The organism is Acidovorax sp. 210-6, assembly GCF_010020825.1.
In the GTDB taxonomy this organism is placed as follows: Bacteria; Pseudomonadota; Gammaproteobacteria; order Burkholderiales; family Burkholderiaceae_C; genus Simplicispira; species Simplicispira sedimenti.
Map to the genome: position 1 here is coordinate 1,358,287 of NZ_JAACJE010000001.1, position 14,868 is coordinate 1,373,154.

Below are 14,868 nucleotides of genomic sequence, written 5' to 3' on the forward strand. Positions count from 1 at the left end.
CTTGGCTGCGGACTTACTTGCGCGCAGGCGGCACATCCGTGCAGCTGCCATGCGCCACTTCCGCCGCCATGCCGATGCTCTCGCCCAGCGTCGGATGCGGGTGGATGGTCTTGCCGATGTCGACAGCGTCCGCACCCATCTCGATGGCCAGGGCGATCTCGCCGATCATGTCGCCCGCATGCGTGCCGACCATGCCGCCGCCCAGGATCTTGCCGTGGCCCCGGCCAGCATGGCCGTCTCCTGATCCTGCTTCGGGGCTGTCGTCGAACAGCAGCTTGGTGACGCCTTCGTCGCGGCCGTTGGCAATGGCGCGGCCCGAGGCCGCCCAGGGGAACAGGCCCTTCTTGACCTTGATGCCCTGCTGCTTGGCCTGGTCTTCGGTCAGGCCCACCCAGGCCACTTCGGGGTCGGTGTAGGCCACGCTGGGGATCACGCGGGCGTTGAAGGCGGCGCTGGCCAGTTCCTTGTTGCCCTGCAATTCGCCGGCGATCACTTCCGCCGCCACATGCGCCTCGTGCACCGCCTTGTGCGCCAGCATGGGCTGGCCCACGATGTCGCCGATGGCGAAGATGTGCGGCACATTGGTGCGCATCTGGATGTCCACGTTGGGGTCTCCTCGTTTTCAGTGCAATAAGTGACGGTACGAAAAGCTAGCACTGGCGCGGAGGTGGTGTTGGTAGATCGTTGATTTCATTGACTTTCCTGTTCACTTTCAAATCTGCGATTCGTGGCGTCAAACCGTGGTCGGTTTCATCCATTGGTGCCAGTTATCGATGCATTTGGCCGCGAAGGCAGGATTTGGTCAGCAGATTGTGTCGGCGGCATCACTTCGTGCAGAAAGGTCGCGACGCTGGCGACAAAGGCATCGTTGGCGTCACCGGCAATCATGTGGCCGGCGCCCTTCAGGTCGACAAAGCGCGCCCGCGGCAAGGTTTGCACCAGGGCGCGTGCATCTTCCTCGGTGATGACGTCGCTGCGCTGGCCGCGCAGCAGCATGGTGGGCGCTTGCAGACCGCGCAGGGCGCGCTCGTAGCCGTCGGCGTCGCGCCGGTGGTTGTGGTTGGCCTCGCTCATCATGAGCGGATCCCAGTGCCAATTCCAGCGGCCTTGCGCATTGAGGCGCAGGTTTTTCTTCAAACCCTCGATCGGGCCTTCCATCGGTCGGCCCCGGTAGGCGGCAATATGCTGGGCGGCTTCTTCGAGCGACGCAAAGCCATCGGGCCGTGCCCGCATGAAACTCACGATGCGCTCGACGCCGGCTTCTTCCATGCGCGGCGCAATGTCCACCAGCACCAGCGCGTTGATCGGCGGCGCATGAGGGCGCCCGATGGCGGCCATGCTGGTCAAGCCCCCCAGGGAGGCCCCGACCACCGCCAGCGGCGTGCCCAGCTCGCGCCAGATGCAGCACATGGTGTCGGCGAGCGTCTCTATGCGGTAGTCGCCATCCGAGGCCCAGGCGCTGTCGCCGTGGCCGGGCAAATCCAGTGCCACGGTGTACCAGCCGACGTCACCCAGCACCTGCCCGGCCTTGCCCCAGGCATGGCGCGTCTGCCCGCCACCATGCAGCAGCAACACCGTGGGCGCACCCACCGGCCCATACACGTCGGCCACCAAGGGGCCACCAGCGAAGCCGGAAAACTCTCGCCGTTCGAAAATATTCATGCAGGATCCTTCCTCAACCGAACGCCGTCGTTCCGTGGTCCAGTCTTCCATGGAAGATATCTCTTCGAGAAAAGCACAACGGAACTTGGTTTCACCATCGCCACCTCAATAGACAAAGAGGGAACCGCCAGGCCTGATCATGGTCATTTCGACGTAACTCGATCCATGATGCCGTTCCGGTGCGAAGCGCAGGATAAAGCCGCCCAGATCCATGGCCTTCGCGCTCTCGACGGCGCCGATGAACTTTTCGCGAGTCAAATCAGGCCCCGCGAGCCGGAGCGCTTGGACAAAGGCTTTGGCCGACACATACCCCGTCATGGACGCATAGCCAATGTGCTTGTCCTTGCTGGCGGCCTTCATCAGTCGCCGGAATTCGCGCGAAACAGCGAGCTTCTCGGAAAACGGCGCCGGCATCGTCTGCGTGACGATGATGCCAGTCGCGTCCTTACCAAATTGGTTGATCAGGAGATTGGTGTCTGCTATCGACCACAACAGCAGTTGCGCCGCCACGCCGGTCTTCTTGAACTCACGTATGAATTCGATCGTAGCCTTGCCAGCCATTGCGACGATGACCGCCTGTGGACGAGCGCGCGCAATCGCCTGCGCCGCGGCGGCGGCGTCGCGAGCGTCGGTTTCGATCGGCGCGATCACTACCGGAGCCAGCTGTCGGTCTTTCATTGCCGCCTGCACGCCGGTCAGGCCCTCCTTTCCATAGGGATAGTTCTGATAGGCCACCGCAATGGAAGTAATCCCTAGTGTCGTCAGATGCTGGACCATCTTTTCGAATTCATTGCTGTACGACGCCATCACGGTAAACAGGTACCGGTTTGGCGTACGGCGTACGCTATCCGCCCCCGTGAACGGTGCAAACAAGGGCACACGCTTGTCCGCCAGCAGCGGCAACACCGCCATGACGTTGCCGGTTCCGAGATTTCCGACGATGGCGAACACGCCGTCTTCGGTGATCATCTTTTCGGTGTTGGATAGCGATCGCTGGGGTACATACCCATCGTCCATTTGCACGAGCTTCAAATGGCGGCCGAAGACGCCCCCCCCCCGATTCACTTCGTCAACGCACACCTTGAAGCCTTCGCTGAAGTCAGTGCCGATCGCTGCACGCGGCCCAGTCAGCGACACACTCTGACCGATTAGAACGGTCTGCGCTGTTACGCCAGTCTCTGCTCGAGAGAGCCCGGTCCCCAGCAGCGTCACACAAAGGGCGGCAAAAACCTGCACAGTCTGCAGGGTTACCCGCACGTCTGGCAGCCGAAGCTGAAGCCACGGTCGAGGATCACTCAACGAGTTTGCGAATTTCGATTTTCTCAGGTTCATGGTTATCTCCTTGTGTCAACTTAAGAATCTGGTCAACTCACTTCATGACAGTCACGATCCCAGGCCCACTTCTTGTTCAAAGTCGGCACCATTGCCTGCAACCTGACCCCAGTCGGCGAAGCTCTTGTAGTTCTCACGCCAAGCGCCCAGCAGTTCCTCGCGCGGGAGATCGGCGTAGGCGCCCCGGTCCTGCACATACTCCATGTGACGTCGGCCGTTGACGTCAAATTCATGAAGGACCGAATCGACGCTACCGTCGAACTCCAGCGGCCGAATGCCTGCTTTCTCGCACAAGGAGCGGTTGAAGGCGGGCGTGGCCTTGAGCCATTGACCGTCGAGCCACAACTCGGTGTAGCCGTGAAAGACGAACAGATCGGTGCCCATCATGTCGTACAGTCGCTTGCTGGTCAGATGGTTTCGCACGTCGGCATAACCCAGTCGCGATGGCACGCCCAACACGCGGGCCGCCGCCGCCAGCAGTGCTGCCTTGGGCACGCAGAAGCCGCGGCCCGCCGCGATGACATGGCTGGCCTTGAGGCCATTAATGCTGGTGTCGAAGTGGTACGGGTCATAGAGAAACTCATCGCGCACGGCATAGTAGAGCTTGACCGCGATTTCACGCGGCGTCATCGCGGTGCCAGCAACCCGGCGCGCGAACGCAATCACCGCCGGGTGCTCGCTGTCCACATAGCGGCCGGATGCAAGGCAGCTCGACAGGTCGTTCGAATTCGTGGTTTGTAGCGGCGCGTTCATGTCATCGATCCTCCATGCTCATCCTCGCTCAGGCACTTCGGCGCCTGCGAACGGATAGGAAATTCAACCGCATGAGGCCAAGTATGGCACGAGTTTTGGGCCTCGAAACACGTTCGGCCAAGGAAGGTTGAGCGCTCGCTTGCCGCTCAATGGCAAGAGCTTGGGAGGCAGTATGCATTTGGGCCTGGCGCGCGCGCAGCTGCTTCCCCGCAGCGATGGATACCGCCGCTTCACTGGGTCACCAATTGACGCGCTGGTCTACCTCGTCGGGTTGAGCTGCCAGATCCCAATCCGGCTCGCCTTGCGCACCATCATCCACCGGCGCGTCGCAGCCCTCCCACAGCGGTGGCCCGCGTGCCGGGGTGATGTGCGGGGGGGCAGACTCCACCCCGATGTGGTTCAGGATGTGGCGGATTTCGGCGCTGTGGGTGATGAAGGCAATGATGCGCATCTGCCCACCGCACATGGGGCACAGCAGCGGAAATGCCTCGTAGATGCGGGCAATCAGCACCGCCCACAAGTAATGCGCCGCTCGCTTCGGGCGTGCTTCAGGTTCGGGTGTGGGTGTGGCCGCGTTGCCCGGCGCCGCCACCCCAGGTACGCCCGCGCCAGGTTGTGCAGTCTCCACCGTGGCTGGTTGCGACGCAGCAGGCTGAGCCAGCGCCGTTACCGCCGCTCTCAGCGGCGAGTTTGGTGCCAGCACACCAAAGTAGCGGTGCCGGTGGGTGCGTGGCGGTGGCACCAGCGCGGCGATGCGGTCGATCAGTTCCAGCGGTGTGAGGTGCAGCTCATCTGCCTTGGCACCACGCTTGTCACTGGTGGGCTCGCTGCGCTGTTTGGCACAGCGGTACACCAGTTTGCTTCCCTCTTTGCGTAGGCGCTCCATGGAAAACGGTGGACGCGCGCAATAGCGCAGCAGCCGCTCCAGCGCAGCGCGGTCGTGGGCTTCGATGCAGACACCGGCGTCCACCGAGAAGCCGCTGTGTTTGTAGCCCAGCATGTCTTTGGCGTCACAGTTCTCCAGCAGGCCCCGAGCAACGAAGGCGCGCAGGATGCGTTTTTGCAGTGTGGTCTGCACTGGGGCCACGGTAGCCGCATCGATGCCGGTGGCCGCGTGAAAGATGACACCCGGCGATGAGATTCGAGGGGTCGCATCAGCATCGCCCTCGCCCTCCACTTCCTCAAACACCCCGTCCACCACACAAACGTGGAAGTGGACGTGTTCATTGAGGCTGGAGCCGAATCGGTGAATGAAGGCGATGGCACCGATGTGCAGGCCTGCCTTGTCCATATGGGCCGCACCGGGGCTGTGGGTCTGCAGAGTTTGTGCGATCACCCGCAGAAAGATGCGCAGCACCATGCTCAGCACCGCTCCGTCGCGTTGCATGAAGTACCGCAACCTCTTGGGCACGGAGAGCACCCACTGGCGCACCGGCAGGCGGCGCGTGCCGTGGCCATCGACCTCATGGGCACGCTGCAGGCGGCCTGTGGCGGCGACCTGAACCGCGTCAAGCGCATCGTCAAGGTGATGAGCCTGGTGAACTCCACCGGCGATTACACCGAGCAGCACCTGGTCACCAACGGCGCCAGCGAGCTGCTGGGCGAGGTGTTTGGCGAAGCCGGTGTGCACGCGCGCAGCGCCTTCGGTGTGGCGCAGATTCCGATGGGAGCCTGCGTGGAAATCGAGCTGATCGCCGAACTGGCCTGATCACCCGGGCCGCCGCCTGGCCCTGGCTGCACCGCCCTTAGAACGTGTTTACGATCTCCCAGGGGTCGCGCAGCGGTCTTTGCGGGATGGGATGCAAGGCGCGGGGCGCAGTGGATAGCTTGGCTATCCACAAGCGCCGCAACGCCGCAGATCGCCCGCAAAGACCACTGCCCAAAGGGTTGGAGCGAAATCGGGCGATTGGACGCCCCGTCTGCTTGCATGGGCACGAGCCCATGCGGCACATCCGACGCATCCACTCATCCCGATTGCGCTCCAACGCGGTCCCTGCGAGATCGTAAACACGTTCTTACGGGCGGTGTCGCGTCAGAAGGATTCCCAGTCGTCCTCACCCCCGGCGGGCGCCACACGGGGCGTTGCAGCGGGCGCTGAAGACGAGGCCTTGGACGGCCGTGCAGGTGCAGCGGCGGCAGGCTGGGCCAGCCGCACCGCGGCCTTAGGTGCCTGGGCGCGTACCGCAGGCTTGCGGGCTGCAGTTGCACTCGCCGCAGCGGGTGCAGGAACCGGCGCTGGCGCCGGGGCACTGCGCACCGCAGGGGCACCCGCTTGCACGCCACCGCCCTGGACCTTGAACACCGACACGGTCTGCGCCAGTTGCTGGGCCTGCTCGCGCAGGCTCTGCGCGGCGGCCGTGCTTTCCTCCACCAGCGCGGCGTTCTGCTGCGTCATCTGGTCGAGGTTGACCACCGCCTGGTTGACCTGGCCAATACCGGTGCTCTGCTCGGTGCTGGCCGCCGTGACCTCGCCAATCATGTCGGTGACGCGCTGCACCGACTGCACGATCTCCCGCATGGTGCCCCCGGCGTCCTGCACCAGGCGCGACCCCAGCTCGACCTTCTCGACCGAAGCGCCGATGAGCTGCTTGATCTCCTTGGCCGCCTCGGCGCTGCGCCCGGCCAGGCTGCGCACCTCGCTGGCCACCACAGCAAAGCCGCGGCCCTGCTCGCCCGCGCGTGCGGCCTCGACGGCCGCGTTGAGCGCCAGGATGTTGGTCTGGAAGGCAATGCCATCGATCACGCCGATGATGTCGGCAATTTTCTGGCTGCTGCGATGAATGTCCTCCATCGTGGACACCACCTCCTTGCCCACCTCGCCACCCCTGCGCGCCACCCCCGATGCCCAGGTCGCCAACGCACTGGCTTGCTGGGCGCTGGCCGCACTTTGCTGGATGGTGCTGGTGAACTGCTCCATGGCGGCGGCGGTTTCCTGCAGGTTGCTGGCGGTCTGTTCGGTGCGGGCTGACAGATCATGGTTGCCTGCCGCAATCTGGGAGCTGGCCGTGGCAATGCTGTCGGTGCTCTGGCGCACCTGGTGCACCATCTGGCCCAGGGCCTCGCTCATGGCGTACAGCGAGCGCAGCAGGTCGCCAAATTCGTCCGTGCGGGTCACGGTTTCCCGGGCGCTGAGATCACCGCCAGCGATGCGCTGGGCCAGGGCGCCCGCCTCTGCCAGGGGGCGCTGGATGCTGCCAATGAGGTAATACGCTCCCAGCCCGATACAGATCAGCAGCGCCAGCACCATGGCGCCAGCCAACTGGACGGTCAGCATGCGCTCGCCCGCCAGTTGCTGCTGCCGATCCACCGAACTCTGCTGCTGCATCTTGACGAAATCCCGCAGGGTCTGCAGGTAGGCCGCCACGGCCGGGTTGTACTGTTGCGTGATCAGTTTCACAGCCTCGTCGTGGCTGCCATCGGCCTTGAGCTTGCGGGCCTGGACGCGCAGATCGATCATGGTCTTGCGGGCGGCTGCGATCTTGCCCATCTGCGCCTTGTCGGCGTCCGACAGGGCCATGGCTTCGAGCGACTTCTGCACCTCGCTGATCTGTGCCGATGTGGCGGCAATGTCGTCCTTGAACTCGGCCTCGACGGCGGGGTCGTTGCTGACGATGAGCGCCTGGGTGCGCGCCGCATTGGTTTCGGTCAGGCCGGTCCAGCGGATGGCCGCCTCGACGCGCGCCGTGGCTTCCTTGATGGCCACATCGGCCTGTGCCTGCATCTTGGCCGAGCGATAGGCCGAAAAACCCATGACGAACACCAGCATGAGCACGATGGCAACCACCGCCACCCAGAGTTTGTGCGCCATGCGCAACTGCTTCACCATGTGCAACTCCCGTTTTTATTGGTTATGACATCGTGCGCCATTTTTCTCTTTTTTACAACTGCGCAATCACCGGCCCGGCACCGCTCCAAAGAGCCAGGCGCACCGCCACATCCACGGTGCGCCCTCCCTGTTATTCCACCCGCGTGACAGCCGTGGGCTTAAACCCCAGGTCGGCCACCTTGCCCTTGCGCGCACGGGCCGCGCGGGCGTTATTGAGCGACCGGATCTCCAGTGTTTCCTCGCGCGGCTTGGCGCCACGGCCCATGCCTGCGATGCGGATGCTGCGCGTGTAGGCCGCCGCACCGGCGAGCTGGTCCTTGGGCTCCAGGTCGATCAGCACCAGGCCGCGCCCGCCCTTCTCCATGCTTTTCAACTCACCCATCTCAAACGTGAGGATGCGTCCGCCCGCCGAGGCGCAGGCCACATGCGTGGCCGGTGCCAGCGGCTGGCTGCCGCTGGAATGTGCGGCGTGCGAAGGCGCGCACACCGTCTCGCCCTCGCCCACGGTGATGAAGGCCTTGCCACCGCGCTGGCGCGAGACCATGTTCTCCACCGTGGCCAGGAAACCGTAGCCGCCCGTGCTCGCCAGCAGCAGCAGCGCCGTGGCCGGGCCGGCAAAATAGTGGGCGATGGTGGTGCCGGGCTCCAGGTCGATCAGCGTGGTGACGGGCTGGCCGTCGCCGCGTGCGCCGGGCAACTGCGCCACGGGTACCGAATAAATACGGCCGTTGCTGCCAAACACCAGCAACTGGTCCACCGAGCGGCATTCGAAGGTGCCATAGAGCCCGTCACCCGCCTTAAAGGCGAAGCTCGCGGCCTCGTGGCCGTGGCCGGTGCGCGCGCGCACCCAGCCCTTCTGCGACACCACCACGGTGACGGGCTCGTCCACCACGCGCGCCGAGACCACGGCCTTCTTCTCGGCCTGGATCAGGGTGCGGCGCGCGTCGGCAAACTGCTTGGCGTCCTGCTCGATTTCCTTGACCATCAGGCGGCGCAGCGCGGCCGGGTTGCCCAGAATTTCTTCGAGCTTGCCCTGGTTCTCGCGCAGCTCCTTCAGTTCCTGCTCGATCTTGATGGCTTCCAGGCGTGCCAACTGGCGCAGGCGGATTTCCAGGATGTCCTCGGCCTGGCGGTCGCTCAGGGCAAAGCGCGCGATCAGCGCAGCCTTGGGCTCATCCGACTGGCGGATGATGGCGATCACCTCGTCGATGTTGAGCAGCACGGTCTGCCGCCCTTCAAGGATGTGGATGCGGTCCAGCACCTTGTCCAGGCGGTGCTGGCTGCGCCGCGTGATGGTGGTCTGGCGGAACGCAATCCACTCGTCGAGCATCTGGCGCAGCGACTTCTGCACCGGCTTGCCGTCCAGGCCCACCATGGTGAGGTTGATGGGCGCCGAGGTCTCCAGACTGGTGTGCGCCAGCAGCGCGGTGGTCAGCTCCTGCTGCGGCACCTTGCCGGTCTTGGGTTCGAACACCAGGCGCACGGGCGCGTCCTTGCTCGACTCGTCGCGCACGCCGTCGAGCACGGCCAGCATGCTGGCCTTGAGCTGGTTCTGCTCCTGGACGGATAGGAAATTCAACCGCATGAGGCCAAGTATGGCACGAGTTTTGGGCCTCGAAACACGTTCGGCCAAGGAAGGTTGAGCGCTCGCTTGCCGCTCAATGGCAAGAGCTTGGGAGGCAGTATGCATTTGGGCCTGGCGCGCGCGCAGCTGCTTCCCCGCAGCGATGGATACCGCCGCTTCACTGGGTCACCAATTGACGCGCTGGTCTACCTCGTCGGGTTGAGCTGCCAGATCCCAATCCGGCTCGCCTTGCGCACCATCATCCACCGGCGCGTCGCAGCCCTCCCACAGCGGTGGCCCGCGTGCCGGGGTGATGTGCGGGGGGGCAGACTCCACCCCGATGTGGTTCAGGATGTGGCGGATTTCGGCGCTGTGGGTGATGAAGGCAATGATGCGCATCTGCCCACCGCACATGGGGCACAGCAGCGGAAATGCCTCGTAGATGCGGGCAATCAGCACCGCCCACAAGTAATGCGCCGCTCGCTTCGGGCGTGCTTCAGGTTCGGGTGTGGGTGTGGCCGCGTTGCCCGGCGCCGCCACCCCAGGTACGCCCGCGCCAGGTTGTGCAGTCTCCACCGTGGCTGGTTGCGACGCAGCAGGCTGAGCCAGCGCCGTTACCGCCGCTCTCAGCGGCGAGTTTGGTGCCAGCACACCAAAGTAGCGGTGCCGGTGGGTGCGTGGCGGTGGCACCAGCGCGGCGATGCGGTCGATCAGTTCCAGCGGTGTGAGGTGCAGCTCATCTGCCTTGGCACCACGCTTGTCACTGGTGGGCTCGCTGCGCTGTTTGGCACAGCGGTACACCAGTTTGCTTCCCTCTTTGCGTAGGCGCTCCATGGAAAACGGTGGACGCGCGCAATAGCGCAGCAGCCGCTCCAGCGCAGCGCGGTCGTGGGCTTCGATGCAGACACCGGCGTCCACCGAGAAGCCGCTGTGTTTGTAGCCCAGCATGTCTTTGGCGTCACAGTTCTCCAGCAGGCCCCGAGCAACGAAGGCGCGCAGGATGCGTTTTTGCAGTGTGGTCTGCACTGGGGCCACGGTAGCCGCATCGATGCCGGTGGCCGCGTGAAAGATGACACCCGGCGATGAGATTCGAGGGGTCGCATCAGCATCGCCCTCGCCCTCCACTTCCTCAAACACCCCGTCCACCACACAAACGTGGAAGTGGACGTGTTCATTGAGGCTGGAGCCGAATCGGTGAATGAAGGCGATGGCACCGATGTGCAGGCCTGCCTTGTCCATATGGGCCGCACCGGGGCTGTGGGTCTGCAGAGTTTGTGCGATCACCCGCAGAAAGATGCGCAGCACCATGCTCAGCACCGCTCCGTCGCGTTGCATGAAGTACCGCAACCTCTTGGGCACGGAGAGCACCCACTGGCGCACCGGCAGGCGGGGGAAAACGTGGTCGCTCAGGTGTGCCGCCGTCTCCACCATCCGCCGCGTGGTGCACGAGGGGCAGACTCCCCGGCCTTTGCAGGAGAAGGCTACAAAGTAGTCGTGCCCACAGTCGCCGCAGCGAGCGCGGGCAAAGCCATGGGCAAAGATGCCGCACTCAAGATACTTGGCAAACGCTTTGCGCACGAAGGGCTTGGGGGTGTGGTGGTCGCCCTGGCCGTCGAACTGACCCGCGCTGGCCAACTCTAGCCAGGTCTCGTAGTGCTCGGCTACCATTTGGTAGAGCAGCGTGCGTTCGGGGTGGCGTGGGTTGTAGAGCTTGGGCTTGGAAGTGGCTGACATGAATACTGTACAAATGCACAGTATTCTGCGGCGATTGTTTGGGTACGCAAAGCACAAGGCCCGAACCGTCGCCAGTTCGGGCCTTGTCAGGGTAGCTTGGCTGCGGACTTACTTGCGCGCAGGCGGCACATCCGTGCAGCTGCCATGCGCCACTTCCGCCGCCATGCCGATGCTCTCGCCCAGCGTCGGATGCGGGTGGATGGTCTTGCCGATGTCGACAGCGTCCGCACCCATCTCGATGGCCAGGGCGATCTCGCCGATCATGTCGCCCGCATGCGTGCCGACCATGCCGCCGCCCAGGATCTTGCCGTGGCCCCGGCCAGCATGGCCGTCTCCTGATCCTGCTTCGGGGCTGTCGTCGAACAGCAGCTTGGTGACGCCTTCGTCGCGGCCGTTGGCAATGGCGCGGCCCGAGGCCGCCCAGGGGAACAGGCCCTTCTTGACCTTGATGCCCTGCTGCTTGGCCTGGTCTTCGGTCAGGCCCACCCAGGCCACTTCGGGGTCGGTGTAGGCCACGCTGGGGATCACGCGGGCGTTGAAGGCGGCGCTGGCCAGTTCCTTGTTGCCCTGCAATTCGCCGGCGATCACTTCCGCCGCCACATGCGCCTCGTGCACCGCCTTGTGCGCCAGCATGGGCTGGCCCACGATGTCGCCGATGGCGAAGATGTGCGGCACATTGGTGCGCATCTGGATGTCCACGTTGGGGTCTCCTCGTTTTCAGTGCAATAAGTGACGGTACGAAAAGCTAGCACTGGCGCGGAGGTGGTGTTGGTAGATCGTTGATTTCATTGACTTTCCTGTTCACTTTCAAATCTGCGATTCGTGGCGTCAAACCGTGGTCGGTTTCATCCATTGGTGCCAGTTATCGATGCATTTGGCCGCGAAGGCAGGATTTGGTCAGCATAGCGGTCAACCGGGAAGCGAAACACACCCCGCAAGTTGATGCTCTCCAGCCTGGTGGGCGCAATCTTCCCGATCAGTTCCGGTGGAATGACCTGGCGGCGGTTCGACCAGCGATCCAGGACCGCCTGCATCTGTGAGGTATTCCACGCCATCACGATGTTGGCCATCAGGCTCAACGCATCGGCCACAGCCTGCATTTCATCGACACGTTTGGCCTGCGCCGGGCTGATCCGGCCGGTATAAATGGCGCGCTTGAGGGCGTTAACAGCCTCGCCCCGATTGAGCACCCGGCGCAACTCGTTCCTGAAAGCGTCCTTGACAAAGTAGTCAGCCAAAAACGCCGTACGCAGCAACCGCCCCAATTGCACGCCAGCCTCATAGATTGGATCGCCCTGGGCGGCAGAACCGAACCGCGCAAGAGCTGCCACCGCACTGGCATGTCCGCTCATGACCGAGGCTGCCAGGTGCACCAGACTATCCCAATGCTTTTCGATCAAAGCGACGTCGACATTGGCTTCGCACACCGCAGCGATTTCTGCGGGCACTTTGGTGCCGCGTGGCACAAAGAGGTGGCGCTGTTTGAGTTCCTTCAACCGCGGGCAAAGATCAAAACCAAGCAAACGGGCATGTGACATGGCAAAGTCGGTGTAGCCATGGGTATCCACAGCAAGCTGGCTGGTCTCCAGCTTTTCTTGGCGGATGACACCTTCAATGGCCACGCCCGCCTGGCGCTCATTGAGCACAAAGGGCTGCGCATGGAAGATGCCCCACCGGTCTTTTACATGGGAGTAGATTCCAATGGAAGGTGTGTTGCGCCGAGGATCAAGCCGGGCTTGCCACACCCGTTTGGTGGTCTCCATGCTCATCATGTCAGAAGATGCCAAATCGGACCGCCCCCAGGTGGCGGCAATCGGGTGTCGCTGCATGAATTCCAGCACAGCCTGGCAGGCCTGGCTCAGACGCCGTTCGTCCCGCGCCCAGCGCATGGCCTGGCGAATGCTGGTGGCAGACAATTGCGGAATCATGCGCGCGCATTCGACCGCAGTCAGACTGGTGCCGTGGGCCATGATGCCGGCATAGACCATCAGCAGCTCGTCGGTAGAGCGCGGCTCACGTCCGAGCATGATCCAGCTAAAGCGCACCTGGGCGTCAACGGCCAGAATCACTTCCGGCAATTGAACCTCACCGATGCGGTGATCCAAAGCCGCGCGCAGCTTGGTCACTTCTGGGTCTTCGTCCTCTGCGGGCAATGGCGACAAATGGAGTTCATCATCCACGCGCAGTACGCCACTGCGGGCTGCAGCGGCCACCGCATCGACACCGGCAGTTACTCTGGCCAGCAAAGGCTTCAAGAAAGTGGCAGCCTTGCTGGGTAACGATAGACGGGCATAGTGTTTCTTGGACTCTGCCTGCCAACGCTCGTCCGTGAAGAACAAGCGCGCACGACCCCGAAAGCTCAGGCTGTGCTCAATCCAGACCGAGCCATTGCGCACCGCGCGGCGCAGGGCAAACAGGGTGGCCACCTCCAACGCCTGAAACGCCCGTTCCCGGTCTGGGCTGGAGATCGAAACCTGCCAGATCATTCCCAGACTTGGTGCCACCACTTCAACTGGCAGCTTTCTGGATCCTTTGAGATATAAAGCTTGCAGCTTGGCAAGGTACTCGATGGCAGGATGCTCGCCGGTGGCCTGCCAGGGCAGCTTTGCAATGGCGACGAGCAACGACCGCACGGGGCGAATTCCATCAATCAATCCCTCGCGGACCAGGGAGGCCCTGCTCGGTGGTTTGCGTTTCTGGGTTTCGGTGATCAAGGCTTCAAGACGGGCACGCAACTCAGCATCTGGCACCGCACCTTGCGCGCTCAAGGCAACAAGTTCGCCGAGCAGCGTTTTGTACATTGCGGCCCAATTGACGGTAGCGGGGACATCGGCGGCAGCCTGACGCCACAGATCGGCGATCCGGCGCTGCACCATAAGGATCAACTGGTCTGTGGTGGTGAACAGGCAATACCGAAGAAAGCATGCGACCTCCACGGTGCGCGCTGGCTCTTTGATCTTGGCTCCGGCTGAGGGCGGCCTGGAGACAAGTCGGCGCGCGTAGCGGCGCAAGATGAGATCGGGGATGTCTGCCAGGTGCTTATGAACGTCCAGCGTGTAAAGCAGGTCGATGCGCTCCAGTACCTCGCTGATTTGGCGGGTTGAGTGTTTCGCCGGTGCAGCCCATAGCCAACTCTGCTGGGTTTGTCCATCTGGGCGCAGCTCTGAAACTGAGGCTCGCCAGCGATCAAGTGTTGCTGGATCAACGCTGGCGGCGATGGCGGTGCCTGTTTCAACTTCAAGCTGGGCAAGTGCCGCCGCAATCAGTGTCCGAATTGCCCGCTCGTGCACGATCACCAGCTTGTTCTTGTACAGCCATTGACGCGCCCGCACGAGTAGCTGATCGCGGTCGGCGCAGCGCGCCACTTCGTCGCGCAGTTCACGTACCAGTGAGCGGCGCTGGTGCTCGCTCATCCACTGGAATCCAAGGACCGTGCAGGCTACTTGTTGGTGATCGAATAGCGTGCGCCCGCGTTCATACATGGCTCTCAGCGAGGCGACTTCTGGTGCTGCAATGCCAAGCTCGTTGCCAAGGTGGCGCCACAAGGCTACTGGAATTACCCGAAAGGCACCGAGCAAACGCCCACTCATGCGCAGGAAACCAATATGGAGCGCCAGACCAAGCTTGTGGGAATCACCTCGGCGTGCATTGATTGCGTCGCGCTCGGCACCATCGAAGGTGAAAAATGCCTTCATCTCGAAGTCGCTGATATCGCGGGGGAGCCCACGCATCCCCAAAAACGTTGTGTGCCAACCCTGCATCGTGAACCTCAAAAGTGGGAGGCCACCATACCCGTTTACAAAGCGAACAGGAAAGTCAATGAAATCAACGGTCTACCCAGACCACCCCCGCGCCAGTGCTAGCTTTGCGTACCGTCACTTATTGCACTGAAAACGAGGAGACCCCGGCAAGCAGTTCTCGACGCAGTTCCAGACGGTGACCGGTTCCTGCGCAGTGCAGTCGAGCGCCATCGTCTTTGGCTCAAGGAGTTTGGCGA

The 14,868-nt window shown here is 63.1% G+C and carries 6 protein-coding genes and 5 pseudogenes; 1 reads left to right on the forward strand and 10 read right to left on the reverse strand.

The window, feature by feature from the left end; translation table 11 throughout:
* Window positions 1-13: 13 nt before the first annotated feature.
* The 5 genes and pseudogenes from GWK50_RS06325 to GWK50_RS06345 all read right to left on the reverse strand — a co-directional run.
* Window positions 14-607: pseudogene (locus GWK50_RS06325) on the reverse strand (FAD-dependent oxidoreductase); the annotation flags it as partial.
* Window positions 608-750: 143 nt separating this feature from the next.
* Entirely contained in the window at window positions 751-1,662 is a 912-nt protein-coding gene (locus tag GWK50_RS06330) for an alpha/beta hydrolase (RefSeq protein WP_242455312.1), read from the reverse strand.
* A gap of 105 nt (window positions 1,663-1,767) precedes the next feature.
* Complete coding sequence (locus GWK50_RS06335) at window positions 1,768-2,994, reverse strand: ABC transporter substrate-binding protein (protein WP_162015740.1); 1,227 nt, start codon at window positions 2,992-2,994, stop codon at window positions 1,768-1,770.
* A gap of 51 nt (window positions 2,995-3,045) precedes the next feature.
* Entirely contained in the window at window positions 3,046-3,747 is a 702-nt protein-coding gene (locus tag GWK50_RS06340; RefSeq protein WP_162015741.1) for a transglutaminase family protein, read from the reverse strand.
* 238 nt (window positions 3,748-3,985) lie between these two features.
* A pseudogene (locus tag GWK50_RS06345) lies at window positions 3,986-5,188 on the reverse strand (IS91-like element ISPps1 family transposase); the annotation flags it as partial.
* Between GWK50_RS06345 and GWK50_RS06350 the strand changes: the two are divergent.
* Window positions 5,186-5,455: pseudogene (locus tag GWK50_RS06350) on the forward strand (RidA family protein); the annotation flags it as partial. The pseudogenes GWK50_RS06345 and GWK50_RS06350 overlap by 3 nt on opposite strands.
* A 324-nt stretch (window positions 5,456-5,779) precedes the next feature.
* Here the strand turns inward: GWK50_RS06350 and GWK50_RS06355 are convergent.
* The 5 genes and pseudogenes from GWK50_RS06355 to GWK50_RS06375 all read right to left on the reverse strand — a co-directional run bounded on the left by GWK50_RS06355 (window position 5,780) and on the right by GWK50_RS06375 (window position 14,632).
* Window positions 5,780-7,573, reverse strand: coding sequence for a methyl-accepting chemotaxis protein (locus tag GWK50_RS06355; protein ID WP_197904984.1), 1,794 nt, complete (start codon window positions 7,571-7,573; stop codon window positions 5,780-5,782).
* A gap of 130 nt (window positions 7,574-7,703) precedes the next feature.
* A pseudogene (locus tag GWK50_RS06360) lies at window positions 7,704-9,134 on the reverse strand (DNA gyrase subunit A); the annotation flags it as partial.
* Window positions 9,135-9,323: 189 nt separating this feature from the next.
* Complete coding sequence (locus tag GWK50_RS06365) at window positions 9,324-10,871, reverse strand: IS91-like element ISPps1 family transposase (RefSeq protein ID WP_011117152.1); 1,548 nt, start codon at window positions 10,869-10,871, stop codon at window positions 9,324-9,326.
* A gap of 108 nt (window positions 10,872-10,979) precedes the next feature.
* A pseudogene (locus GWK50_RS06370) lies at window positions 10,980-11,573 on the reverse strand (FAD-dependent oxidoreductase); the annotation flags it as partial.
* A gap of 143 nt (window positions 11,574-11,716) precedes the next feature.
* Window positions 11,717-14,632 carry a Tn3-like element IS1071 family transposase gene (locus tag GWK50_RS06375; protein ID WP_003049965.1) on the reverse strand — a complete coding sequence of 972 codons (2,916 nt, stop codon included), beginning with the start codon at window positions 14,630-14,632 and terminating at the stop codon, window positions 11,717-11,719.
* Window positions 14,633-14,868 lie beyond the last annotated feature (236 nt).

Excerpts from the sequence above, each read along its gene's own strand:
- GWK50_RS06330 (WP_242455312.1), bottom strand. The coding sequence starts at position 1,662 with ATGAATATTTTCGAACGGCGAGAGTTTTCCGGCTTCGCTGGTGGCCCC.
- GWK50_RS06335 (WP_162015740.1), bottom strand. The coding sequence starts at position 2,994 with ATGAACCTGAGAAAATCGAAATTCGCAAACTCGTTGAGTGATCCTCGA.
- GWK50_RS06340 (WP_162015741.1), bottom strand. The coding sequence starts at position 3,747 with ATGAACGCGCCGCTACAAACCACGAATTCGAACGACCTGTCGAGCTGC.
- GWK50_RS06355 (WP_197904984.1), bottom strand. The coding sequence starts at position 7,573 with ATGGTGAAGCAGTTGCGCATGGCGCACAAACTCTGGGTGGCGGTGGTT.
- GWK50_RS06365 (WP_011117152.1), bottom strand. The coding sequence starts at position 10,871 with ATGTCAGCCACTTCCAAGCCCAAGCTCTACAACCCACGCCACCCCGAA.
- GWK50_RS06375 (WP_003049965.1), bottom strand. The coding sequence starts at position 14,632 with ATGCAGGGTTGGCACACAACGTTTTTGGGGATGCGTGGGCTCCCCCGC.